Source organism: Paraburkholderia sp. RL17-373-BIF-A (assembly GCF_046030175.1).
GTDB lineage: Bacteria > Pseudomonadota > Gammaproteobacteria > Burkholderiales > Burkholderiaceae > Paraburkholderia.
On sequence record NZ_JARESO010000068.1, the window covers coordinates 15,720 to 38,531 of the forward strand.

Annotated in this window: 25 protein-coding genes and 2 pseudogenes; 13 read left to right on the forward strand and 14 right to left on the reverse strand. The window is 61.8% G+C overall.

Annotation, left to right across the window (positions count from 1 at the left end; all coding sequences use genetic code 11):
* Positions 1–94 precede the first annotated feature (94 nt).
* Both P0D80_RS42005 and P0D80_RS42010 read left to right on the forward strand, forming a co-directional pair.
* Positions 95–1,126, forward strand: a complete 1,032-nt coding sequence (locus P0D80_RS42005) for an Acg family FMN-binding oxidoreductase (protein ID WP_408292581.1) — start codon at positions 95–97, stop codon at positions 1,124–1,126.
* Positions 1,127–1,564: 438 nt separating this feature from the next.
* Complete coding sequence (locus P0D80_RS42010; RefSeq protein ID WP_408292583.1) at positions 1,565–1,939, forward strand: DUF3564 domain-containing protein; 375 nt, start codon at positions 1,565–1,567, stop codon at positions 1,937–1,939.
* Positions 1,940–2,074: 135 nt separating this feature from the next.
* On the opposite strand, the gene P0D80_RS42015 is transcribed toward P0D80_RS42010, so the two are convergent.
* The 5 genes from P0D80_RS42015 to P0D80_RS42035 form a co-directional block, all read right to left on the reverse strand.
* A complete protein-coding gene (locus P0D80_RS42015; protein ID WP_408292585.1) occupies positions 2,075–3,571 on the reverse strand; it encodes an efflux transporter outer membrane subunit in 1,497 nt (498 codons plus the stop codon).
* On the reverse strand, positions 3,549–4,634 hold the full coding sequence (locus P0D80_RS42020) for an HlyD family secretion protein (protein WP_408292587.1): 1,086 nt from the start codon (positions 4,632–4,634) through the stop codon (positions 3,549–3,551). Before P0D80_RS42020 ends, P0D80_RS42015 begins: the two co-directional genes overlap by 23 nt.
* Positions 4,631–5,329, reverse strand: a complete 699-nt coding sequence (locus tag P0D80_RS42025; protein WP_408292589.1) for an ABC transporter ATP-binding protein — start codon at positions 5,327–5,329, stop codon at positions 4,631–4,633. Before P0D80_RS42025 ends, P0D80_RS42020 begins: the two co-directional genes overlap by 4 nt.
* Position 5,330: 1 nt before the next feature.
* Positions 5,331–6,467, reverse strand: a complete 1,137-nt coding sequence (locus P0D80_RS42030; protein ID WP_408292591.1) for an ABC transporter permease — start codon at positions 6,465–6,467, stop codon at positions 5,331–5,333.
* A 67-nt stretch (positions 6,468–6,534) separates the two neighbouring features.
* A complete protein-coding gene (locus P0D80_RS42035; protein ID WP_408292593.1) occupies positions 6,535–6,726 on the reverse strand; it encodes a DUF2964 family protein in 192 nt (63 codons plus the stop codon).
* Positions 6,727–7,291: 565 nt separating this feature from the next.
* On the opposite strand from P0D80_RS42035, the gene P0D80_RS42040 reads away from it, so the two are divergent.
* The 4 genes from P0D80_RS42040 (at position 7,292) to P0D80_RS42055 (ending at position 8,799) form a co-directional block, all read left to right on the forward strand.
* On the forward strand, positions 7,292–7,414 hold the full coding sequence (locus tag P0D80_RS42040) for a hypothetical protein (RefSeq protein WP_408292595.1): 123 nt from the start codon (positions 7,292–7,294) through the stop codon (positions 7,412–7,414).
* 232 nt (positions 7,415–7,646) lie between these two features.
* Positions 7,647–7,916 (forward strand): hypothetical protein, encoded by a 270-nt coding sequence (locus P0D80_RS42045; RefSeq protein WP_408292597.1) that lies wholly within the window; start codon positions 7,647–7,649, stop codon positions 7,914–7,916.
* A gap of 86 nt (positions 7,917–8,002) precedes the next feature.
* Entirely contained in the window at positions 8,003–8,602 is a 600-nt protein-coding gene (locus tag P0D80_RS42050) for a hypothetical protein (RefSeq protein ID WP_408292599.1), read from the forward strand.
* 38 nt (positions 8,603–8,640) lie between these two features.
* Positions 8,641–8,799 (forward strand): hypothetical protein, encoded by a 159-nt coding sequence (locus P0D80_RS42055; protein WP_408292601.1) that lies wholly within the window; start codon positions 8,641–8,643, stop codon positions 8,797–8,799.
* A gap of 227 nt (positions 8,800–9,026) precedes the next feature.
* On the opposite strand, the gene P0D80_RS42060 is transcribed toward P0D80_RS42055, so the two are convergent.
* The 3 genes from P0D80_RS42060 to P0D80_RS42070 form a co-directional block, all read right to left on the reverse strand.
* Positions 9,027–9,602, reverse strand: coding sequence for a cytochrome b (locus P0D80_RS42060; RefSeq protein ID WP_408292603.1), 576 nt, complete (start codon positions 9,600–9,602; stop codon positions 9,027–9,029).
* Positions 9,603–9,890: 288 nt separating this feature from the next.
* The gene (gene phaP, locus P0D80_RS42065) at positions 9,891–10,406 is read right to left on the reverse strand and encodes a TIGR01841 family phasin (protein WP_408292605.1); all 516 of its coding nucleotides are present in this window, start codon (positions 10,404–10,406) and stop codon (positions 9,891–9,893) included.
* Between the two features lie 44 nt (positions 10,407–10,450).
* Positions 10,451–11,140: a CBS domain-containing protein gene (locus P0D80_RS42070; RefSeq protein ID WP_408292607.1), complete on the reverse strand. Its 690-nt coding sequence runs from the start codon at positions 11,138–11,140 to the stop codon at positions 10,451–10,453.
* Between the two features lie 262 nt (positions 11,141–11,402).
* On the opposite strand from P0D80_RS42070, the pseudogene P0D80_RS42075 reads away from it, so the two are divergent.
* The 4 genes and pseudogenes from P0D80_RS42075 to P0D80_RS42090 form a co-directional block, all read left to right on the forward strand.
* Positions 11,403–12,410: pseudogene (locus tag P0D80_RS42075) on the forward strand (AMP-binding protein); the annotation flags it as partial.
* 85 nt (positions 12,411–12,495) lie between these two features.
* Positions 12,496–13,056 (forward strand): AMP-binding protein, encoded by a 561-nt coding sequence (locus tag P0D80_RS42080; RefSeq protein ID WP_408292630.1) that lies wholly within the window; start codon positions 12,496–12,498, stop codon positions 13,054–13,056.
* A 62-nt stretch (positions 13,057–13,118) separates the two neighbouring features.
* Positions 13,119–13,733, forward strand: coding sequence for a lysophospholipid acyltransferase family protein (locus tag P0D80_RS42085; RefSeq protein WP_408292609.1), 615 nt, complete (start codon positions 13,119–13,121; stop codon positions 13,731–13,733).
* Positions 13,730–14,320: pseudogene (locus P0D80_RS42090) on the forward strand (rhomboid family intramembrane serine protease). Before P0D80_RS42085 ends, P0D80_RS42090 begins: the two are co-directional and overlap by 4 nt.
* A 436-nt stretch (positions 14,321–14,756) precedes the next feature.
* On the opposite strand, the gene P0D80_RS42095 reads toward P0D80_RS42090, so the two are convergent.
* The 3 genes from P0D80_RS42095 to P0D80_RS42105 form a co-directional block, all read right to left on the reverse strand.
* Positions 14,757–15,023 (reverse strand): UDP-glucose 4-epimerase, encoded by a 267-nt coding sequence (locus P0D80_RS42095; protein WP_408292611.1) that lies wholly within the window; start codon positions 15,021–15,023, stop codon positions 14,757–14,759.
* Between the two features lie 48 nt (positions 15,024–15,071).
* Entirely contained in the window at positions 15,072–15,722 is a 651-nt protein-coding gene (locus tag P0D80_RS42100; RefSeq protein WP_408292613.1) for a BON domain-containing protein, read from the reverse strand.
* A gap of 77 nt (positions 15,723–15,799) precedes the next feature.
* Positions 15,800–16,228, reverse strand: coding sequence for an Hsp20/alpha crystallin family protein (locus P0D80_RS42105; RefSeq protein WP_408292615.1), 429 nt, complete (start codon positions 16,226–16,228; stop codon positions 15,800–15,802).
* A 316-nt stretch (positions 16,229–16,544) separates the two neighbouring features.
* On the opposite strand from P0D80_RS42105, the gene P0D80_RS42110 reads away from it, so the two are divergent.
* Entirely contained in the window at positions 16,545–18,194 is a 1,650-nt protein-coding gene (locus P0D80_RS42110) for a bifunctional aminoglycoside phosphotransferase/ATP-binding protein (RefSeq protein WP_408292617.1), read from the forward strand.
* Between the two features lie 377 nt (positions 18,195–18,571).
* On the opposite strand, the gene P0D80_RS42115 is transcribed toward P0D80_RS42110, so the two are convergent.
* A complete protein-coding gene (locus tag P0D80_RS42115) occupies positions 18,572–19,318 on the reverse strand; it encodes a beta-ketoacyl-ACP reductase (protein ID WP_408292619.1) in 747 nt (248 codons plus the stop codon).
* On the reverse strand, positions 19,308–19,859 hold the full coding sequence (locus P0D80_RS42120) for a hypothetical protein (protein WP_408292621.1): 552 nt from the start codon (positions 19,857–19,859) through the stop codon (positions 19,308–19,310). Before P0D80_RS42120 ends, P0D80_RS42115 begins: the two co-directional genes overlap by 11 nt.
* Positions 19,860–20,171: 312 nt before the next feature.
* Between P0D80_RS42120 and P0D80_RS42125 the strand changes: the two genes are divergently transcribed.
* A complete protein-coding gene (locus P0D80_RS42125) occupies positions 20,172–21,296 on the forward strand; it encodes a PAS domain-containing sensor histidine kinase (RefSeq protein WP_408292624.1) in 1,125 nt (374 codons plus the stop codon).
* Here the strand turns inward: P0D80_RS42125 and P0D80_RS42130 are convergent.
* On the reverse strand, positions 21,259–22,101 hold the full coding sequence (locus P0D80_RS42130; protein ID WP_408292626.1) for a potassium channel family protein: 843 nt from the start codon (positions 22,099–22,101) through the stop codon (positions 21,259–21,261). The two genes, P0D80_RS42125 and P0D80_RS42130, sit on opposite strands and share 38 nt — an antisense overlap.
* A 507-nt stretch (positions 22,102–22,608) precedes the next feature.
* Between P0D80_RS42130 and P0D80_RS42135 the strand changes: the two genes are divergently transcribed.
* On the forward strand, positions 22,609–22,812 hold a 204-nt coding region (locus tag P0D80_RS42135; protein ID WP_408292628.1), incomplete at its 3' end, for an acetyl-coenzyme A synthetase N-terminal domain-containing protein.

Consider the following 22,812-nt stretch of genomic DNA (forward strand, 5'->3'; position numbering starts at 1 on the left):
CATTCCCGGTATGCCGCTCGGAAGAGATGTGACAAGGCGGCGCAAAAATGGTTTGACGAGGCAGTACACCGGACACGCGTGAAGGAGACCCTGAATGAACGCGATTTCCCAGCCAACGGCATGGTCCGTCGACGCACGGCAGCTCGACGAGCATGCCGGCGTTGAAGAAAAATTGCGCTTTGCGCTTCGCTATGCGGTGCTGGCGCCGTCCAACCACAATACGCAGCCTTGGCATTTCATCGTCGACGGCGACTGCGTGACACTCTGTGCCGACCGCACGCGAGCGTTGCCGGTCGTCGATCCGTTCGATCGCGAACTGATCATCAGCTGTGGTGCGGCACTGTTCAATCTGCGCGTTGCATTAAGCCACTTCGGGCTGGCTTACGCGATCACGCCGTTTCCCGCGCCGGCCGACGTGGACGTGCTGGCGCATCTGCGCATTTTGCGCGAGGGCCGCTGCGACATCAGCCTCGTCCCGCTCTTCGACGCGATCCCGCAGCGAGTCACGACTCGCGAGATCTTCGTCGACGAACCCGTGCCATCCGAATTCCAACGGCGGGTCGTGGAGGCTGGCGCGGCGGAAGGGTGCGACATTGTCTGCATCGAAAGCGGCGCCAGCCGCGAAAATCTCGCCGCGCTGATCGGGGAAGCCGATCAGGCGCAGTTCAAGGATCCGCGATTTCGCCGGGAGCTCGCCAGCTGGGTGCATCCGCGGCGCAATCAGGACGGCATGCCCGCGCTGTCGACCGGCATGCGCGGTTTGCTCGATCTCGCGGTGCCGCTCGTCAGCTCGGTGATTCGCACGTTCGACGTGGGTGGCGGCGTGGCCGCGGCGCATCACGCGCTGGCCGTCGGCTCGCCGTTACTGCTATGCATTGCCACCGGAACCGACGACGCCCCCGCGTGGTTCGCCGCCGGCCAGGCGCTCGAACGGGTGCTATTGACTGTTGCCGGAGGCGGTATGACGGCGTCCTATCTGAATCAGCCGATCGAATTGACGCCGCTGCGCGAGCGGCTGCGCAGCGCCCTGAATCTGGACGGCATGCCGCAACTGCTCATACGCATCGGCCGCGATGGACAGGCGCCCCATTCGCCGCGGCGTCCGCTCGCCGACGTATTATCGTAGCGGGAAGACCCGCAGACCGCCAATCGCCGCCTGCGTCACTCGCAGAACCGTAAATAGCCACTGTGCACCATGTCCGGTTTGTCGCCTACTTCATGCAGCAGGTTCCGTGCAACCTGGTCGATCGGATGCCGGTGCGTATTGAACGCAGCGAGCAGGTCGTCTTCACGTCACGCAAACATGCTTGGGGTCGAGTCAAGTGATTGATAGGGCAGACGTCGGTAAGCCGATACCTTGGTCCACGCGCATGCCACTTGACGTGAGTCAATCGAGGTGGCGCCTCCAACACTACACTGAAAGTGCGACATGGCAATGCCATTGCCGCAGGAACGCGGCGGACCAATCACGCCCGAAGACGCCCACTTGCTGATCCAGCGGTCCTGAGTCAATGAAATGACTGTCTTGCTCACTGCCATGAACGCGGCACGTACGGAGAATCTCATGCGCATCACGATCCATCTCGACACGTTCGACCGTGTCAATCCGATGGCATTTGTCATCCTCTGGCTCGACAAAGAAACACGTCGATGGTCGCGTGAGGGCCATATGGGATTGGAACTGCCCGATTGGGGCACCTTGCACGTCGACTGCGGCAACGCGCTCGTGTGCGGGCCGCACGATTCGACGCCCTATTGCGTCCTCGAAGGACTCGATCTGAACGCTTCTGACGGTCCGTTCGAAGGTGATACAGGACGTGCGCAGTGGTGTGCGGATGAAGGCAGAACGCTCATGACCGGCCATTGGCACGCGCAGTGTATCGATCGCGATGATGTGCAACCGGAACACGGCATCTTCGCCGATGACGACAATCCCTGAGACGAAACCGTCACCGCAACACAGTGTGACTGTCCGACTCGCGATCGCGCTGCACGGCGTGCGTCGCGCCTTATGAGCCGCTTCACATGATGGCAGATGTGACGCTCGAATCATTCGTCGGGCGATCGTGTGGGCTCATTGCGGGCTGTCCCATCCTCCACCTAGCGCCGCATACAGCGCCACAGTATCCTGCAGCCGCTGCGCCACCCCTTGCAGCCACGCAATACGCGCCTGATGAAACTGGCTGTCGGCGATCAGGATCTGTAGATAACCCACTGTGCCGGCACTGTAATCGGCCTTGATGAGCCGCAGCGCTTCGGCGGCGGCATCCCGCGCCCGGGTTTGCGCTTCGAGTGCAAGCGCGTCGTTTTCCAGCGCGCGCAGCGTGTCCGCCACCTGAGCGAAAGCGTTCAGCACGACCTGCCGATAAGAGGCGCGTGTCTGCGAGTAGGCATCCAGCGCAGCCTGGCGTTGAAACCAGAGCGTCCCGCCGTGGAAGACCGGCGCCGTAACATCGGCGGCAACCGCCCACACCTGACCCGATCGGTGCAAAAGCGCGCCCATCGATGTGCTGTCGTATCCGCCCGACGCCGACAGCGTGATGCCTGGCAGCAGGTTAGCGGTAGCGACGCCGATATCAGCGCTCGCCACATGCAACGCCGCTTCTGCTTGCAAGATGTCCGGCCGCTGCTGCACGAGCAAGGCCGGCACAGTGTCGGGCAAGGTTGGCGGCAAGGCAATGTCGGCGAGCGACAGCTCCGGCGCACGCCAGTCGGCCGGAAGCATGCCGCAGAGCGACGCAAGCAGATCCTCCGCCTGGGCGCGCTTCTGGTCGAGCGCAGGCACCGAGGCCTCGAGCGTAGCGAGTTCGTTTTCGAGCGTCAGCACTGCTGCGTAGGCGCTCGCGCCCGCCTCGACCTGAGCTTGCGTGATGCGGATCTGCTCGCGCAGCAGGTCGATCATTTCACGGGTCGCCGCAATCTGGTCACGGTAGGCCGCGCGCGCAATCATTGCGTTCACTACATTCGCGGTCAGCGTCAGATAGGTGGCGAGCACGGTGTAACGTTGCGCATCGGCCCGCGCCCATAGCGCTTCCACCATACGCCGGTGCCCACCCCAGATATCCACCGCATAGCTGATGCTGGCCGACAGCGTGAACAGGTTGAAGAGTGTCGAGGGTTGACTGCCGCCGACACGCGCTGTCGAATACTTCTGCCGTGACGCGCCGAAGCCGGCGTCGACTTGCGGGAAGAACACACCGGCGCCGGCACGCATCTCATCGTCGCTTTGACGGAGCGCCGCCTGCGCGCTTTCGATTGTCGCGTTGCCGGTCAGCGCTTCGTCGACAGCGCTGTCGATAGCCAGTGAACCGAAGCGGGTCCACCAGTCCGCCGGCACGGCGGTTTGCGCCGAAAAGGTCTGCACGCTGCCCGCCGCTGCCAGCGATGAATGAAGCGCGTCGCCGTGCACGAACTGGCTCACTTTGGGCGGCGGTGGCCGGGAGAAGTTGGGCCCCACACTGCAGGCGTTTAGCAGAAGCGCCAGCAATACGGCACCGGCGCGCCGCAAGAAACGGCGTAGACGATCGACCCTGCGCGCACGGAGCGCGTCATCCGGCGGCAATGTAAACATCGACTAGCTGTCCTGGGTAAAGGCGTGCGCCCTTGGGCAAGGCGACGCGGAAAATGACCGGCAGGACGCGCACATCCACGCGCTCGGTCCTCTGGTCCGACAGTTCGATTTTCAGTGTCACGTACGGCCGGATACGCACGAATTCGAGCGGCGCTTCGATGTGCGTGCCGCGCACGAACATGCGCGCTCTCAACGCATGCGGGTCAGGCAAGCGGTCAATCAGGATTTCGTCGACGTAGCAGCGAACGGCCAGCTGCCCGTTCGGCGCACCGATCACCAGCACGGGCGCCTGGCCTTGCGCGTACGGTTCATAGACACCTTGCGAGGACACATACGAGCCCTGCGCGGCATTGACCGATAGCACCGTGCCATCGCTCGGGGCGCGAATGGTGTATTGAGCGACCAGTGCGTCGGCGGAGGCGGCTGCCTTGCGCAGCGCATCGACCTGTTTCTGCTGGCTGCGGATGTCGTAAATCCACGCGCCCGCCTGGGTAAGCCGATACTGTCGCGTCACGACGTCGAGATTGGCGCGGGCCACCTTCAGCGCGTTTACAGCGTTGTCCAGCGTGTCCTTGCTGACCGCCTTCGGATCGATCGCGAATGCGCGTTGCTGCTTGTCGTACTGGTCCTGGGCCATCTTGAGGCTCGCCGCAGCGGCGCCGACCTGGGCATTCGCCACCTCGAGGGTTTCCTTGCGCGGCTGAGATTTCAGCTCGTCGAGCATGGCTGCCGCGGCGTCTGCCTGAGCGGCCAGTTGAGCGGCCGTGGCGCGCTGCACCGAATCGTCGATCGTCAGTAGCACTTCTCCTGCTTTCACCGCCTCGCCTTCATGGGCGGCGATTCGCGTCACCGTGCCAGTGACGTTCGGATAAACGTTGATGTTCTCGCCTGCCGGCTGATCGCTTTCGACAATGCCTTCAGCGTACAGACCGTGCGCATACGGATTGGACGCCGGGTTGAAGACCGGTGGCTGAGGGGACTGCTGCACGCCGTACACGTAGGCGGCCACCAAACCCGCGACGAAGCCCAGGAACGCGAAGATGAAAATCAGCTTGCGCTTCATTTCGCGCCCCCCGCCTCGATCCCTTTGAGTTGTCCGTCTTCCATGCGCAGAATCCGGTCGGCGTAATCGAATATGCGGCTGTCGTGCGTAACGATCACGATGCAGCGATGCTCGTTCAGCACCTGGTGTTTGACGAACTCGATGATGCTGCGGCCCGTGTCGCCGTCGAGCGAGGCGGTCGGTTCGTCGAAGATCAGGATGTCGGGCTGGCTGACGATGGCGCGCGCAATTGCCACGCGTTGCTGCTCGCCGCCGGACAGCTTCACCGGCGGCAACTGGGCGCGCTTCTCGAGGCCGACGATCTTCAGATATTTGAGCGCTTCCGCAATGGCATCGTCCCAAGGCTTCCGTTTGAGGATGAGAGGAATGGCGACGTTCTCGGCCGTCGTCAAACGCGCGAACAGGTGGTAGTCCTGAAACACGAAACCGATACGGTTGAGACGGAAGTCGGCGATCGCATCATTGGCCTGCTTCCAGAGGTCCACGCCATCCACCACGACGTCGCCGCTGTCCGGCCGCAGGATGCCTGAGATCACGCTGAGCAGGGTCGTCTTGCCACTGCCGGATGGGCCGACGATCAGCAACATCTCGCCGAACTTCGCCTGGACGGATACATCGCGCAAGGCACAGGTGCGGGCGTCGCCTTCGCCGAACCATTTCGTGAGCGCATGCGCGTCGATGGCAAAGTTCTTCATGCTAACCCCGGAAAATATCGAATGGTTCGATTCGCAGTACACGGCGAATACCGAGGTAGCTGGACATGGCGGCGATCACCACCACCATGCCGGAGGCGAGGGTGAGATTGCCGTAAGTAATGATGGCCGCATAGTCTGGAATGCGCAGCCGCGCAAGGCTGATCAGCGCGGCACACAATCCGATGCCGAGGCCGTAGCCGGTCAGTGCCGTGAACGTGGCCTGGAACAGAATCATCGCGACCAGCTCATGACGCTTCGCGCCCATGGCCTTCAACGCGCCGAACTTCTCGAGGTTTTCAAGAATAAACGTGTAGAACGTCTGTCCCGAGATGGACAGTCCGACCACGAAGCTGATGATGGTCATCAGCATGATGTTGGTGCCGAGCCCGGTCTCGTACTTGTAGAAGCGTGAAATCCGCGCCATGAACTCGTCTCTGGTAAACGCCACGTAGCCTAGCGACTGCACCACCTTCTTGATATGCGCGATATCGGCTGCGGACTTAGGCTCGACGAGGATGTAGGACGTGGTGTAGCGGGTTGTCGGGATATAGGTCACGGCGCGTTTGTAGGTGGTGTAGAGCGTCGGCGTGCCGAACAGACCACTGCTTGCCACCGTCGCGATGCCGACCACGACGCCGCGGTGGTCGTTCAGTTCGAAATCCGTGCCGAGCGTGGGGTTCTTCAGTTTGACGAACTCCGCATCATCAATCGCAATGAAGCCGTTCTCGGCGTAGATGTCTTCGATCTTGCCCTGCTTCATGATCGGCCAGCCAAACAGGCTGGCGTCGTCGAGGCCGATCACGCTCACCGCCTGATAAGTGCCGTCGCGCAGTTTGACGAGCGCCGAGCCTGAATACAGCGGCACGGCGTATTTCACGCCGTCGGTGCTGCGCACGGCATCGAGCACGTAAGCCGGCATACCGATGCTGCTCGCAATGGTCTGCACCGCCGGGTCCATCACCCACACCTTCGCGCCGATGTTGATGACGGTGGAAGACGATTTGTTCAGGATGCCGGCGAACAACGACGTCATCTCGACCATCAGAAAAACAGCGAAGGTGATGCCGACGAGCAGCGCCGTGAATTTGGCGCTGTCGTTGACAAGCAGCTTGAACGCGAGTCGGAGGATGCCTTTCATGGTGGATTGCACTCAGGGCGGCGAAAGCGCGGGCACCGACGTGGGCACGCGCGTTACGCGCGAGGAGCTAAGTGTCGTCTCCAGTCGTAGGCATCAGCAGAACAACGAAGCTGGCGACGCCCAGAATCAGTGCCAGCGCGCCATAGTGGATAAAAGCTTGACTGTCGAACAGCAGGCCGCGGATAGTCGCTCCCATCCCTGCCAATGCCGTGAAAACAGCCGCCGCTGCCAGAATGATTCTGGGTTCTGCCCGAACCATGATTCCTCCCTTGGCTCGATGCGCGTGATTCCGTAAAGGCGCGACATGCACGAGCCGTCAATGATGGGTTCATCATCGACGCAACGAAGGTATTGCGATTGATTTGCATCAAGCGCCGGCTTCTCTCCCCCTCAGTCCTTCCCTTGATGTGAACCAACCGCACCGTCAACTGCACGGTCATAGTCGCCCCATCCGCACGCACCCGTACCACGGCCGCCGTGAGTCTCCCCCAAGCGCTCTGCCGTTTCAGACGTTGTCGCATCCTTGACTTTCATGTGAGGAGACACTGGATGTTCACCATCGAATCCGCTCCGGCTCGGCGCGATACCGGCGCGGACCTCAGCGACCGGACACGCGACCATCGCCGGCAGAGACGCTTATCGCGCCCTCGTGGCCGCAGCCATATCGCTGGAGATGTGGATCACATTTCACGTGCGTGCAGCAGGAGGATGGACGGGGTACACGTGGCTGCAACATGCCGGCAGATATCTCGGCCTGCTGACCGCATTGCTCGCCTTCTACCTGTTTTGCAGCGGAGATTATTAGCGAGACTCATGGACGCATCGTGCCGACCGACATCGCCAAACATGCAGTTGCAGTATCGGTGACGGTGACGGAAGAACTGCGCGGCGTAGCGGCGAGCGGTAACACCGCACACAGTCGGATTTTCGGCGTCATAACGCGCTAAAAGCCGCTCAGATACGCTCCCGTCACTGGTGTCGCATTGATTGATCCTGGTCAACGTCTGCAGACACACAGCGCGCTCAATAGACGGCGACGGTGTCATTGGACCGTCAAGGACATCCTGTTCGCAGACTGGCTGCGTCCGATCGACAGGCTATTGCCCGCTGCGAGGCTGGCACCAAAACTCGCCTCTCGTATCAACAGATACCAACCCCATATCTCCCGGAGGTAACAGTATGAAACGAAGCATCCTGGCTCTATCAATCGCCCTGGCGACGCTGGGCACAACACCGGTTTGGGCGCAAAGCGCGTCTGCGCCCGGCGCGCAAACGGCAGAAAGCACCGACAGCATCGTCCAGATGAGAAACGAGATCCGTGCCGCCAATGCCGCTTATCACGCGAGATTAAAAGCAGCAAACAAAGTCCGCGATCAGGCGGTTGCCAAAGCGCGCGCGGAGCGCAGCAAGGCCGTCGGGGCGGCGCAGTCGGGAAACAGCGCTAGCTAAGCGGCGCACGGCCGGATGCTGCCGTGTCGTTGCAGCATCCGGCTGCTGTCCACGCAGCCCCATCTCTTAACCGCAACGGAGTTCGTGTGGACGAGCGAATACAGCATCTTTTGAATCAGATCGGCGCGCTTGAGTCGGAACTGCAGACCGAGTTGTATCAAAGGGAAACCAAGCTTTTCTATCGGATCACGGGCCAACGAGTTGAATTCGATGACGCTGTTGGCAAGATTCATCGCGAGTCGAAAGCGGGCATCGTTCGCTGGATTCTCGACAGCCGCCTTCAAAATTTCTTCGCTGCACCGTTCGTCTATGGGCTCATTGTGCCGCTGGTGTTTCTCGATCTTTGCATTTCGACTTACCAGACGATCTGTTTTCCTATCTACGGCATCGCTAAAGTCAAACGTGCCGACTACATCGTGATGGATCGTTGGCAACTCGGCCATCTGAACTTCATGGAGAAGTTTCACTGCGCGTATTGCGAATATGCAAATGGCCTCTTCGCATACGGTACAGAGATTGCTGCCTGTACGGAGCAGTACTGGTGCCCCATTAGACACGCCCACAAAGTGCTGGGTACCCATGCGAGATACGAACGCTTCCTGGCCTATGGCGATGCGGCGCAATATCAGGCGCGCCTGACGCAGTTTCGGGAAGCCCTGCGCAAGCAGGAGCAGTTGCGCTCATGAGGCGGAGGGATACTCCGGATCCGGCAATGGAGCATCGCATGGCCAATGTTCATCGGGACAAAGACTTTACGGTGCATGGTGAGAAAGCTGACGGAACCAACCTCTTTATCCCCTCGGGCGGCCAACCAGTCCGTCTTTCGAAGGAATCCGGCGTGCGCTTTGAATTCCCACGCGTTGAGCTGATCGAACTCGGGTGAATAACGGGTGCTCTGTCGCCCCACACCGCAATCACTGCCCAGCCGCGAGGTTTCATGACAATCTCGCGCAATTGGCAATACCATTGATTGCACCGCATATACACACGGTGCCGCACGCCCGCCTCAGTATGAAGCGAGGGCAAATTCGTTGTGAATCGCCACGCTTTGAAACAGCCAACATCTTATCCATCGCAACAGTCCCGCTGCTGGTTCGCGGAAACTTGTTCTCACTGGTTTCGCGCCGGATGGCGTGGCGGCCCTGCCTGGGGCAGCATCCGTTGCAACACGTGGTCTTTCAAAACGAAGCGATGGAATAACGCCGCGACCACATGCAGACCAATAAGCGCAAAGAGCACCCATGCGAGGATGCCGTGCACATCACCCATCTCGCGGCCGAAAGCCGAGTCCGGCTCGCTCAGTGCCGGATATGGCACGAGGCCCAGCAAGCGGACCGTCCAGCCGCGCGAAGATGCGTTGATCCAGCCAAGCAGTGGCACAACCAGCAAGGCTGCATAGAGCAGGAAATGCGTGATGCGCGAGACTGTGTTGAGCAACGGCGGCAACTCTTCCGGGCTTGGCCAATGGGTCAATCGCCACAGAACCCTGACCAGCATAACGGCGATGAGTGTTGATCCGACGCCGACATGCCAGGCTATCAGGCCGACGGGCTGCGTGCCCTTGTGGACATCGGGCATCGTCCAGCCAATCACAAACTGCATCGCGATCAGGACGGACGTTAGCCAGTGCAGCGTCCGCGCCACTGCATCATATGCAGGAAGCCGCATTTCAGAGACCTTATCCATCCGTGCTCCTCGATTCGCCCAGGAATTGATTGGATTGACGACGCGCGCGGCCAAAAACTCTCAAATCGACAGCCGGAAAATACACCGCCGAAACGAACCGATACTAACGACCACACCTTAAGGAAACCTGATGCCAGCAGAGCCGTCCCGCGTGTTCGACGCCGGCTTCGATGGAATCCTGAGCGATCGGACCACCAAGTTCGAGCGAGTCCGGTTGGGCCAAGGCAGCCGCGCCGACGCACCGGATCACGCGTCCCACTCGGCGGCATGGGCGTCGACGCAAGGCCGCTACTCCGTATGCATCGGCTGTATTCTCCGGTTGTCCGCCCCTCTCTTCCCGCGTTTAGTTGTCGCGGTTGCCGCGTTTTCGGCTGCGGGCGCCGGAGAGGTCGAAGACATCGCCGGCTCTGCCAGCACGTCGCACGGTACGAGCGACTGGGTGGCCAGGCTGCCGATCAGGCTGTCCGCGAGATGCCGCTGCCTAACCGTGCCAACTGGTTGCGGCGGCGTGGAATCTCGATGGAGATTGGACATGATCTGGAAGAACTGCCGGCTGTACGCCAGTGCCTGGGCGAATCCCACAGGCGCAAGCAAGGTCGGCAGGCACAGAAGTTCCGGCAGATTGTCCGCGGCGAATGTCCGCGCGAGAGCCTCCTGGGTTTCAGCGAGGCCAAATCGGACCGCCTGCAGATTCAACGCGGTAAGCCGTTCAAAAGCGTCGCAGCACCGAGTCGTGATGCCGAACAGTTGATCGAAGCCGTTGGTTTCCATACCAAGCCATTGCTCGGGAATGATCTGAGCCATCACACCTCCAAAGTTGAATGCCGAACCGTTTCGGTCGCCGTCTGCTAGATGCCCGGCATCGCCGGATAAGGCTCGGTGTGATCCTCCACGCGCTTGACGCCGGGTATGGTTTGCGCCGCAACACGAACCGCTTCGACGGCTTCCATCGAATGGAAGATGCCCCACAGATGCACGACTCCGTCTGTGACGACGATATTACGTCCGGCGAAGCTCCACTTACGACCCGCGAGTTCGCCCATCAACATCGCGCGGATCTCGCCGTCAGAGAGCGTCACATCCGATGCCGGTTCATCCGGTACGCTCGCCAGCGCCTGGACGAGATTGGCCCGGCTCACGATGCCCACGAGCCGCCCCGCATTCGTCACGGGCACACGTTTAATGCGCCGCGTCTCGAGAATGCCGGCCACTTCACCGAGCTGCGTTTCGGGCTGAACGGTCACCACGTCGGTGGTCATCACATCGCGAACTTTCACCGCGTGGGTCTTGATGTAATCCCGTGCTTCATGGCTCGCGGACCAGAGATCGAGCCACGAGGTTCGCGTGCGCTCGTCAGTGCCGATTTCGGTACGGCGAAGCAGATCGCCTTCGCTGATCATGCCGGCGACATGGCCGTCGGAATCCAGGACCGGCGCGCCGCTAATGCCGTTGTCGACAAAAATTCTGGCGACCTCTCGCACGGACATGTCGGGTGTGACGGATATAACGTTGCTGGTCATGACATCGGATGCGCGCATGGTAACCCTCCTGAACAGTTAGGATCATTCAATTCGCGGGACGCCCGTCTCGGCCGTCAGTATCCGGATGCCGGTAGCCCCCGTCTGATTTGAGATTAGGCCGGCACGACGTCCTGTCGTTTGACATGGATCATCTCGAAGGGCGTTGCATGCACCTGCCGATCCGTCTGCTGTGACAGCGCCCCGGCGCTTGACTCAAATCAAACCGACGCCGGCCATCTGCTGTCGAATAGTCGGCATACCGTTTGTCTTCTCGACCGCGATGGAAATCAATCAAATATTCGACGAGGCGCATCTCGCAGCCGAAGTTCTCGGCGTGATTACAGCGCTCTGTGCCGAAACCCACGCGGGCGCGACCCGTTCGAGCGCCGTGAATCTCGACTCGCAGTTCGAGCGGAATCTGGGTTTCGATAGTCTTGCCCGCGCAGAGCTCTTCAGCCGGATCGAGCAAACGCTGCATGTGCGCGTGCCGCTCGACGCTTTTTCAAACGTCCTGACACCCGCCGATCTCGTGCAGGCCATCGAACGCGGAACGGCGCCTGTGGCTGCCGCCAGCAATCAGCCGTCAGTTCCTGAGCGGATTCCAGCGCCGACCTCGCCTCTCGCCGACACTCCGCTCGAGGCGACGACACTGATCGAAGTATTGCAGTGGCACGTCGAGCGGCATCCGCAGCGCACCCACATAATTTTTCTCGAAGACGGCATCACGCCTGCCGAGTTGTCCTACGGTGATCTGTATCGGCTCGCCGCCGCGGCGGCCTCGGGTCTGCGCAGCCGCGGCATTGGACCGGGCGACACCGTCGCGCTCATGCTGGCGACCGGTTGGGATTACTTCGTCTCGTTCGTCGCAATACTGATGAGCGGCGCAGCTCCCGTGCCGATCTATCCGCCTGCGCACGTCTCGCAGATCGAAGAGCACGTGCGGCGTCACGCAGCCGTGCTCTCGAATGCCGGCGCCAAAGCGCTGATCGCCTCGCCTGAGGTGGCCGGCGTGGGCCGTCTTCTGAAGCTGCATGTGCCTGCCTTGCAGCTTGTGCTGACGGCCGCGCAGATCGGCGCCGACCGCAACGAAACGCCGGTGCCCGTGGCAGCCGGTGACCTGGCGCTCCTCCAGTACACGTCGGGCAGCACCGGCGTTCCGAAAGGCGTCATGCTGACGCACGCCAACCTGCTCGCCAACATCCGGGCAATGGGCGCGCGCATGCAGGTCACGTCCAGCGACGTGCTGGTCAGCTGGCTTCCGCTTTACCACGATATGGGGCTGATCGGCGCGTGGTTCGGCCCCCTGTACTTCGGCATGCCGCTTGTGGTGATGCCGCCGACTGTTTCTGGCACGTCCGGAACGTTGGTTGCAGTTGATCCAGCGATATCGTGGCACGCTCACCGCTGCGCCGAATTTCGCCTACGCGCATTGTGTCCAACACCTCGACGAAGCCTGCCTCGCGGGTCTCGATCTGTCGTCGCTGCGCTTTGCTTTTTGCGGCGCCGAGCCGGTCAGCGCCGCCACCCTGCGCTCGTTTTCGGCGCGCTTTGGTCGGTATGGCTTCGACGCGCGCACAGTGACGCCCGTCTACGGGCTCGCGGAAAACACCCTGGGGTTAAGCTTTCCGCGTCCCGGCCGCGGACTGCATGTGGACCGCATCCAGCGCACCGCGCTCGGGACAGGGCAAGCGTTGCCCGTCCCATCCGGTGAAGACGCGGTTGAAGTGGTCGGCTGCGACGAAGCGCTGGACAGCGTGGACGTGCGGATTGTGGACGAGGACGGTCGCGAACAGCCGCAGCGTCAGGTAGGCCACATTGAATTTCGCGGCCCATCGGCGACGGCCGGTTATTTTCACAGCCCTGGGCAGACGGAGCGTTTGATCCATGATGGCTGGCTCGACACCGGTGTGCAGCCTCGTCAGCCTCAAAAATAGTCGGGCGAGGCTGGCTGCCCGTCGCCAGTTGCGCGACGTGTCGTTCGAGAGGGCATATCGACGTGGAGATCGATGCGCGCTCGGCCGCAATGCGCAACGTTGTCATGGTGGCCAACCATTGCAGCTACCTCGACGGCCTGATCCTGCTTGCCATATTGCAGCAGCCCGTCCGGTTTGTCGCGAAACGCGGCCTGGAGCACCAGTGGCTGGCCGGCCGTCTTCTGCGCGCGATCGGCACCTGTTTCGTCGAGCGACGGGAATATCGCGGGAGCGTCGAAGACGAGCGGCGCCTCGTGCAGCAGGCGGGAGGCGACAGCCCTCTGCTGTTCTTTCCGGAGGGCACATTCGGCCGAGGCGCCGGTCTGCGGCCATTTCACCTGGGTGCATTCCGGGTGGCTTGCACCAGTGGGCGCGCCGTCGTACCGGTGGCGCTAGCCGGACTGCGCGCGGTGTTGCCCGACGATACCTGGATGCCGCGGCAGGGGGCGGTCAAGGTTGCCGTGTTGCCGCCCATCGCGCCTGACGGGGCCGACCTCGGCGCTATGGGCAGGCTGCGCGACGCCGCACAGAACGCGATCCTCGCCCATTGCGGCGAGCCCTCGCTCATTGCGTATGCAGCCCATGGCTCGGAGCACGAGTCTGAGACAGAGCAGAATTTCGCGGGCACCGCACCATGATCATTCTATTGATAGTTCTGAATGCCGCAGCGTTTCTGGTCGAGTAACTCGATCCCGGCCGGCTGATTGGACTCTTCGCGCTCTGGCCGGCGGGCGGCAACGGCATCCCGCCATTTCACATGTGGCAGTTGTTGACCTACAGTTTTCTGCACGCGAACTTCATGCACCTCGCCGTCAACATGTTCGCGCTGTACATGTTCGGACGTGACGTGGAGACCACCATCGGCCGCAGGTATCTCATACTATTGTACGGCACGAGCGTAATCAGCGGCGCGTTGCTGCAGTTGCTGGTCGGGCTCGCCGATGCGACGGTGCGGGTACCTGCTATCGGGGCTTCGGCAGGTGTGTTCGGCCTGCTGGTCGGCTACGCGCTGCTGTTTCCGCGCCGCCGCGTAATCCTTCTCTTTCCGCCAGTGCCGATGTCCGCCTGGCTGTTCGCCACGTGCTACGGTGTACTCGAACTCCTGCTCGGCATTGCGGGCGCGCAAAGCGGCATCGCTCATTTTGCGCATGTCGGCGGCATGCTCGGCGCCGCGACCCTGTTACTGCACTGGATGCATACGCCGCGCGAGCAGTGGACCGACTGACGTCGCTCACGCACCGGGCACGGCGCGCCGCCGCGGCGCCGTCGCGCTGAAAGGGGACTGCCGCTGATGGCTTCGGCCTGCCAATCTTCTCAACCGTGTGCAGCGGTGCTCAGCGCGATACCGTGCGCGGCTCCATTATCGGCACACGCAGGGGACTTGCAGGAATCACCGGAATTTGCCCGCTAAAAGCCGGTTCGTGCGCGGCTCATCCCGATCGGCTGGACAATATCCTACATGTTTTCACCGAATTGAAGAACGGCCGCATCGCCTGACGATTGAAAGCTCGGCCGAGCGGAGGAATTGAAAGGAAACCGCGCGAGGGCCTGACCGCCTCGCGCTTGACGCCGTCCTATGACGACGTCATGGTGGATTTTCGTGCGGTCGAACGCGAAAAGACGGACGCACGAAGCGATGGACCAGGGGCGCGTGACAGACATCACTCCGGGTCAACGGGACATTCGTGCGGCTGGAGCGATAGGGTATTTGACATCTTGAGCCGAAGCCAGTCCATACCTTCGCGCAATCCCGCCAGGATGGCTTCGCGCTCCGTCGGAAAAATACTGCTGTGCGTGAACTCGTGTTTGAAGATTCCCTCAGGCATGTGATGGCTGAGCTGGATCGAGCAGTCGAAGCCGCCTGCCGTACGATGAGTGGTTGCGGAGACCGACCAGTCGCCGTCGCCCACGTTACCCGAGATCGTCATGAGTCGCTCCTTCTTGATACGCCGTCGAAATGAATCGCGCGAGCATGTCTATCCCACCGTCAGATTGTCGACTACCGCGTGCACACCCGGCGCCGACCACGCCGCACCGCGCGCGGCCGAGCGCTCCGCCATCGAGTCAACCGTGCCCGTGAGTGTGACCGTTCCCTCATGCACCTTCACGCCGATGTGCTTTGCCTCGCGTTCGGCGTGGCGCTGCAGCGCCTTGCCGATCTGTTCGCCGATATCCTCCGCGGCCGCGTCGCCGCCTATCTGGATGAGGCTCGAGACTCCTGTCACGCCACGCATCTGCGAAATCGTGCGCGTGGCGACATGACTCTGATAGGCCCAGTCGACCTCGCCGCGCAACGTCACCCAGCCTTTCTCAACCTGCACCTTGACCGCCTCTTCGCTCAAGCCCACGGTCCAATGCAGAATGGTGCGAACCGCGTTGGCGATTTCTTCGTCCGTCCGTACGTCCGTATGCAGGAGGCGGATATCCATCTCCACGACGACCGCCTTTACCCCCGCCACTCGTTGCGCGGCCTTCTCCGCCGCGAGCTTCTCGGCATAGCTGCACGGATGGCCGGAAAGCGTGACGACCCGATCATGCACTTCGACGCCGATGTCCGTTACATTGACCGCCGGGTCCCAGCCCAGCTCCTCTTCAACCTGCCGCTGCAATTCGATGTCCGACTTCATTGCGTGCTCCTCATTGGCATATAGCTATTCGGCGTCGTGCGGCTCACGAGGACTGCCGTGCGCCGCGCGACGCGAGATCAGTTGATCTGCAGGCGCTGGCGTTCGGATGGCGCCTTCTTCGGCAGCGTCAGAGAGAGCACCCCGTCCTTGTATTCAGCCGCGGCAGAACTCTCATCGACTTCGCTCGCCAATGAAAAAGCACGGCTGACGGTGCCCGTATAACGCTCCCGGCGAATCACCCGTTCGCCGTCTTTCATTTCATGATTCCGTTCGACTTTCGCGCTGATGGAAACAAGATTGCCGTCGATTTTCACGTCGATATCCTTTTTCTCGACGCCCGGCAGTTCAGCTTTTACGGTGTAACCGCTATCGCTCTCGGTCACGTCGACCTTGATGTCGGCAAGGGACTGTTCGCCGCCCGCGCCGCGTAACGGCCGGAACAGTCCCTGGAAAAGTTCCGACATGGGCTCAAGCGTAAATTGATCAAATCGGGTCAAGTTGCTCATCGTCCTGCTCCTGACTTAGTGAATGACATCACAGATACAAACTGGCGTTGCATGTCGCGTCCCGCGCTGCTCCACGCAGAACCTGCTGGCCGGGATCGGTGCATTCCAGCGCGTTTCGATGCTGGGCGTTCACTGATGTTCGCTCATCGCATCAAGCATGCTGTATCACTGACTTTAGGCTCGGTTGTGAGGCACCGATTGACATGTATCAAGCGACCCGCATCGCAGGCCTACATGTCAGAAAGTATGATTTCGGTCAAGTGACCACGGCGGTCCGCGTCTATCCTGAGTCCAGGATTGTTCGACGGAGACGACCATGGCCGCTCACCTTTCACCGGGGCAGCATCTGCCCATGCACACACGGCAACGCGAACGGCTCGCACAGCGCGGCTGGCGTGCGCTCGACCGCGCGATGCAGCGCCCCAGCACATACCGGCACCCGGCGGGCCGGATCCGCCGGATCGAAACGCACATATCAGTGGTGTACCTGGCGGGCCGGTACGCGTACAAGGTGAAAAAACGCGTCGATCCTGGTTTTGTGGATTTCACTCGAGCCAGCGTGCGCCAACGCGCATGCGATGACGAGTTCAGACTGAACCGTCGGCTCGCGCGTGAACTCTATTGTGGCGTCGTAACGATCGCGCGCACGGGGCGCACGTACCGGACAGAGGGAACGGGTCGCGTGGCCGAGCACGCCGTCCGGATGCGACGCTTCGACGAGCAGGAACTGTTGACAGCGCTGCATGCACGCGGCGAACTTGGCCTCGCAGAAATAGACGCACTGGCTGGCGAGCTCGCCTCATTTCATCGGCACGCGGCACGCACGCCACCACGCGCGGTTTTCGGGGCGGCAACGTTTGTTCAGCAGCAGATGCAAACCGTGCTCAAGGCACTCGAGCAGGAAAGCGGCACACGTTTGCCTCCCCGAATCTTCGCTTGGAGTGAGAGCGAAGGCAAACGCCTTGCCGGCTATTTCGAAGCGCGCCGCGCAGGCGGCTTTGTACGCGAGTGCCATGGCGACCTGCACCTCGATAACATCGTGCGCCGCGGCAAGCGCGTGCTCATGTTTGACTGCATTGAATTCGACGACGCGTTGCGCTGGATCGACGTCGCCAGCGACCTGAGCTTTCCTTTAATGGACCTGCAGGCGCACGGCCGGCAGGACCTGGCGGCTCGTCTGCTGAATGGCTGGCTGCAACGTACCGGCGATTTTGCCGCGCTGCCGGCGCTGCGTTACTACATGGTGTATCGCGCGCTGGTGCGCGCCCTTGTGGCATTGTTGAAAGCGCGCAAGCACCCTCACGATGACGGCCTCGCATTAGCCGCTCCGTACCTTAACCTGATCGAGCGTATAGCCACGCCGCGGCGGCCCTACCTGCTGCTATGCCATGGCTACTGCGGATCGGGCAAATCGGTGGCGAGCGAAGCGCTAGTGAGTCTGATCGGCGCCGTGCGGCTGTCGAGTGACGTCGAACGCAAACGCAACGGCCCCTTCGTCCCGGTCGATCCTCGGCCTCTGCCTCCTGAGACCTACTCGGCCCACTCCATCGATCAGCATTACGATCTGCTGCGGAAACTAGCGCAACAAGTGCTGGTGTCCGGCTATCCCGCGGTGGTCGACGCGACCTTTCTCAAACGCCTGCACCGCACCCGCTTCGTCGCACTCGCACAGACGCTTGGCGTGCCCGTTTTTCTGCTCGATTTCCATGCGCGCGCGCGTCAACTCGAACAGCGTGTGCAGGCGCGTGCCGCCGCTTCTTACGCGGAATCGGACGCCGACCCGCTCGTGCTGATCCGGCAGTTGGCGAACGAGGACCCGCTTTCGCCCGAAGAAATGGAGCGAACGGTGAGCTTCGATACGGAAGTGCCAATAGCGGATTTTGCCCGTCTCGACTACTGGCTGAAGCTGTTGCGACGGCTCTGCGAACCGCAAACGGTCACGGCGCCGGAAGTGGCGCATGGGTAGCGGGGGCGCATCGGAGGGAGACGACGTCCGTCGCACAGGGGCATCGACGGGCCGCCATTCCTCATTCGCTTAGTGGATGGTGGTTCGTGGTCGCCGGACTGACTGGATGGCACATCGGTTCCACATCGAAGCGACATAGCGCGGATGCGCGGATGCGCGGCATGCGCCACGCGCGTCGACTCCGTTTTGGGTGACAGGTTTTGCGCCGTGCGGCCGATCCCGTCCACCTAGGTGTAAAGGCCGTCACCGCCTTACGGCGGGCATTCTTCCGGCAATTAGGCGGCACGCGGCGGAAGCCGTGCCGCAGAGTGCCTCGTGCGCTGCAAGCGCCGCTGCCTTATCCGGAATTTGCCTGACACTCGCCAGATTGTCTTTCTTCATCGCATATGCATCCCGCCGTTGATGGCAAAATCCGCGCCTGTGACAAAACCGGCGTCGTCGGAGCAGAGGAAGGCCACGAGGGCGGCGATTTCGTCCGGTTGACCGAGCCGCCCCACCGGGATCTGCGGAAGGATCTTCGTTTCCATCACGTCCTTTGGGACGGCCGCGGTCATCGCCGTGGCAAGGTAGCCGGGCGACACCGTGTTCACGGTCACACCGTGTCTGGCCACTTCCAGCGCGAGAGACATCGTGAAGCCGTGAATCCCCGCCTTGGCCGCAGCATAATTGGTTTGCCCGAACGCTCCGCGCGCGCCGTTCACCGAGCTGATATTGACGATCCGCCCGAACTGCTGTTCGAGCATCCCACCGAGCATCGGCTTGGTCATGTTGAACATGGAATCGAGATCTGTGCGCAGCACCTTGTCCCAATCTTCCTTGTTCATCTTGGCAAAGGTCGAATCGCGGGTGATGCCTGCGTTATTAACCAGAATGTCCACTGTGCCGAATTCGGCGAGTACCCGCTCAGCGCAATGCGTGCAAGAATCGAAGCTGGAAACGTCGGCCTCATACGCGACGAAATGGCGACCGGCCTCGCGTTCATGCATGAGCCAGGTGGCAACATGATCGTTGCGTTCGGAATGCGACATGGCAACCACCACGCCCGCATCGTGGAGACGCCGGCTGATCGCGGCGCCCAATCCTCCCATGCCACCGGTGATGAAGGCAACGCGCTTAGCGGACATGATGTTCCCCTTGCTTCTCACGGCCGCGGGAGCCCGGCGATCCGCCCGAATTCGCCGAATTGGCCGGAGTATCTCGGCTGGGGGCGTCGCCGCGCGCTGCTCGCCCGTAAGGCATGGCCACCATCATGCTTTGCGTGCGTTGCAGCCACTCCTGCCACGGCAGCATGACCGGATTCATGGGGGCATGCGTCGGCCATTGCTCGCTCCAGCTCGATTGCCAGGTCGCCAACGCTTCCCGCAGGCCTTCACTGCATCCGCTTTGGAGCCGCACGGCTGAGCCCAGCCCTTGCTGCCAGAGGTTCGTGGTGGTCGCCAAGTAATCGCGCACCATAGCCTGGTAAGACGCCGCAAACTCGCTCCAGTCATGAGCGGCCGAGGCCGCATTGCGAATGGCATGCGCCGCCGCCAGGTCGCGCCGGATGCGCTGCATCTCGAACTCGCAGGCCTCCTGTCGGGCTTCGTGGCTGATACCCAGAATCTGTATGGCAAACGAAAGATTCGAGCGGTAAAGGTCAAACGGTGTGACGGATTTGTCTGCCATGATGGATCTCCTGACATGATGAAGCGGTCCGCGTGCGTGCAGCAAGGCTGCGGCGAACGTAGGCGCGGCAGCAGTGCGTTCAATGTAGACGCGGCCGTCTGAAGCCGGTTGACCTGAATCAACCGCGAGTCGGCTTGCCACGAACGTGTGCGCTTTGCGCCGTCCGTCGGGCCGTTTCGCGATGCGTTCACCGGGGCGAAACATGCTGACAAGAGTCGGCGGAAGCGGCATCATTCGGCGTACAGTAGCTTGTCTGCTTTATCCTGCATTGAACCGACCGTTCGCAAATCACACCCTTTGTCGGAGATACAGGTGGTTTTCAACTGGAACGATGCAAAGCGCAGTGCCGGAGCGGCGAACGATTCCGACGTGCCGCTCGAGGACCGCTATCAGTTGCTGATAGACGCGGTGCAGGATTACGCGATCTTCATGCTCGATCCGGCGGGACGCGTGGCGAGCTGGAACAGCGGCGCGCGCAAAATCAAGGGCTATGCGGCCGACGAAATCATTGGCCGACATTTCTCGATCTTCTATACGCCTGAAGATGTCGCCGCCGACAAGCCGGGCCGCGAACTGGTCCTCGCGACCACGCAAGGCCGGGCCGAAGATCAGGGCTGGCGTGTGCGGCGCGACGGCTCGCGGTTCTGGGCGGACGTCACGATCACGGCGGTGCATGATCCGTCCGGCGCCCTGCTGGGTTTTGCCAAGGTCACCCGCGATATGACCGAGCGCATGCGGCTCGCCGAACTCGAGCACGCAAGCGAGACGTCCGCGCAGATGCAGCTCGCGCGCGAGGACGAGCAAAGGCGCGTTGCCCGCGAGCTGCATGACGATCTCGGCCAGCAACTCACCGCGCTCAAGATGGGCATCGCCGCACTGGAGCCGCGCCTCGCCGCGAGCAGCAGCGATCAGCAAGCCGGAATCGCCGCGGCGGGCGAACTGCAACGTCAGATCGACAGCATGATGGCCTCGTTGCGCCGCATCGCCGCCAATTTGCGGCCGCCCATGCTGGACGATCTCGGTTTCGGCGCGGCGCTCGAGTGGATGGTGGACGATTTCTCGCACCGCTTCAAAGTGGCAGCCGCACTGCGCATCAATATCGATGACGCGGACCTCACGTCATTCGCGGCCACCAACCTCTATCGCATCGTGCAGGAAGCGCTGACGAATGTGGCCCGGCATGCGCAGGCAAGCGAAGTGGTGGTCGAGATATCGAGCGACGCCAACCTCTGCGCGATATATGTCGCAGACAATGGCTGCGGAACCTTAGTGGAAGACGCTGGCAAGCGCGGCTCGTTCGGTTTGCTCGGCATGCGGGAGCGGGTGCGCCTGCTGCGCGGCACACTGACAATCGATAGCGCGCTCGGCAAGGGCTTCAGGATCGCCGCCCAGGTACCAATCAGCGCGATTCGTCCGGATGAGACGCCGCTAGCTTGAGCGGTTCGACTGGCGCCCCGGCAGCGCGCGTTTCGCCGCCCAGCGTCTGTACGTCTTTTCTCAGCGCGGCGATTTCGCCGCGTAGCGCCTTGATGTCGCGATGCATTTCGCGCCTCAAGATCCGCTCTTCCTGTTCGACGAACATCGCCGCAATGCTGGCGAAAACCAGCGACAGGAGTCCGTAGCCGAGCAACACCACGAAGGCCGCGAAAACGCGCGATGCGGGCGTGGTCGGCGCCATGTCGCCATACCCGACTGTCGCGCTGCTTTCGAAAGCGAGCCAGACGCCTTCGGCGTACGTATGCACACTCGGCTCGAGCAAGTAAAACCCCGCCCCCGAGGACGCGAGCAGCAATGCGGCCGTCAGCAGCAGCAACCACAGGCGACCGGGCGAGAAAAAACTTCGCAACGACACCACGATGCGCACCGCCACGAGCCCCACAAACATGATGCGCAACACCCATTCGACCGACGACCACGGCGCGATGCCCCGCGCCACACTGGCCGCTGCGGCCACGGCAATCAGAACGTCGTACCCATTGCGCCTGAGGAACCGTTGCGGTTTGTGGCTGAGACAGGCCATGCGGAGAAGAACCGTCGCGAATCCGGCGAAAATGCAGGCGTAGAGCGCACGGCCCGCCAGATGAAGCCCGGATGCAGCGGCCAGTTCGAAATAGAACGCGGGAATGGCGAGCACGCTGAAGGCAAACAGCACCCACTGCATCCACCGCCATGCCCGCACGGCGCGCGCATCGTCGTGGGGATCGACGCCGCCGAGACCCGCAACGCGCAAACTCTCATTCATGTCAACACCGCCTTCAGCAGCGCACAAGCTGTCAGCCGCCGCTTTTCCATTTCTGCCTGCCCATTTTCACGGTCAACTGCACGACGTGCCGTTGCAGACCACTCGCCTGCTCTTTAAAAGTATGGCCAGGACGCCGCGAGCGATTTGATGTGGATCATCGTCTGTCGCGAGAGCAGCGCGCTGTTAGTCACGACGACTGGTGGGCGACGAAAGAAGAAGTCATCATCGTCCTTGCGTTGATGTTGCGATTGGTTTGCATCACTGCGATCGCGCTTCCTCTTGCTCGCGAGACTCCTGCCATGAACGCGCGCGGCGCTCTTCCCCCTGCTTGATATGCATCAATGGCGCCGCCCGCCACTCGGTCATAGTCGCCCTGCACCCACGCTGATTCGCCGCGAACCGCAAACGACGGAACGCAGGCGCCGGCGCCTCATGGCCAACAAAAGCCCGCCCTCATCGGTAAAGCGTTTCGCGCTTCACCGCCTTCATGACTCATGTGAGGAGACTATGTCTACCATCGATACCGCTCCACCCAACGCCGCCGCGTCGCAAATTCCGCTCGCCCGGCATGCCAGCATCGACGGCATGGAGGCTTATCGCGCCCTCGTTGCCGAGGCTGGCCAGGATCACCAAGCGTTCTGGGCGCGTCTTGCCCGCGAACATCTCGAGTGGCGCCGCCCATTTACGAAGGTGTTAAACGACACGAACGCG

Excerpts from the sequence above, each read along its gene's own strand:
- P0D80_RS42025 (WP_408292589.1), bottom strand. The coding sequence starts at position 5,329 with ATGAAGAACTTTGCCATCGACGCGCATGCGCTCACGAAATGGTTCGGC.
- P0D80_RS42115 (WP_408292619.1), bottom strand. The coding sequence starts at position 19,318 with ATGTCCGCTAAGCGCGTTGCCTTCATCACCGGTGGCATGGGAGGATTG.
- P0D80_RS42015 (WP_408292585.1), bottom strand. The coding sequence starts at position 3,571 with ATGTTTACATTGCCGCCGGATGACGCGCTCCGTGCGCGCAGGGTCGAT.
- P0D80_RS42030 (WP_408292591.1), bottom strand. The coding sequence starts at position 6,467 with ATGAAAGGCATCCTCCGACTCGCGTTCAAGCTGCTTGTCAACGACAGC.
- phaP (WP_408292605.1), bottom strand. The coding sequence starts at position 10,406 with ATGGCTCAGATCATTCCCGAGCAATGGCTTGGTATGGAAACCAACGGC.
- P0D80_RS42045 (WP_408292597.1), top strand. The coding sequence starts at position 7,647 with ATGAAACGAAGCATCCTGGCTCTATCAATCGCCCTGGCGACGCTGGGC.
- P0D80_RS42120 (WP_408292621.1), bottom strand. The coding sequence starts at position 19,859 with ATGGCAGACAAATCCGTCACACCGTTTGACCTTTACCGCTCGAATCTT.
- P0D80_RS42070 (WP_408292607.1), bottom strand. The coding sequence starts at position 11,140 with ATGCGCGCATCCGATGTCATGACCAGCAACGTTATATCCGTCACACCC.
- P0D80_RS42020 (WP_408292587.1), bottom strand. The coding sequence starts at position 4,634 with ATGAAGCGCAAGCTGATTTTCATCTTCGCGTTCCTGGGCTTCGTCGCG.
- P0D80_RS42055 (WP_408292601.1), top strand. The coding sequence starts at position 8,641 with ATGGCCAATGTTCATCGGGACAAAGACTTTACGGTGCATGGTGAGAAA.
- P0D80_RS42110 (WP_408292617.1), top strand. The coding sequence starts at position 16,545 with ATGGCCGCTCACCTTTCACCGGGGCAGCATCTGCCCATGCACACACGG.
- P0D80_RS42060 (WP_408292603.1), bottom strand. The coding sequence starts at position 9,602 with ATGGATAAGGTCTCTGAAATGCGGCTTCCTGCATATGATGCAGTGGCG.
- P0D80_RS42035 (WP_408292593.1), bottom strand. The coding sequence starts at position 6,726 with ATGGTTCGGGCAGAACCCAGAATCATTCTGGCAGCGGCGGCTGTTTTC.
- P0D80_RS42105 (WP_408292615.1), bottom strand. The coding sequence starts at position 16,228 with ATGAGCAACTTGACCCGATTTGATCAATTTACGCTTGAGCCCATGTCG.
- P0D80_RS42005 (WP_408292581.1), top strand. The coding sequence starts at position 95 with ATGAACGCGATTTCCCAGCCAACGGCATGGTCCGTCGACGCACGGCAG.
- P0D80_RS42095 (WP_408292611.1), bottom strand. The coding sequence starts at position 15,023 with ATGACGATCTCGGGTAACGTGGGCGACGGCGACTGGTCGGTCTCCGCA.
- P0D80_RS42130 (WP_408292626.1), bottom strand. The coding sequence starts at position 22,101 with ATGAATGAGAGTTTGCGCGTTGCGGGTCTCGGCGGCGTCGATCCCCAC.
- P0D80_RS42100 (WP_408292613.1), bottom strand. The coding sequence starts at position 15,722 with ATGAAGTCGGACATCGAATTGCAGCGGCAGGTTGAAGAGGAGCTGGGC.
- P0D80_RS42010 (WP_408292583.1), top strand. The coding sequence starts at position 1,565 with ATGCGCATCACGATCCATCTCGACACGTTCGACCGTGTCAATCCGATG.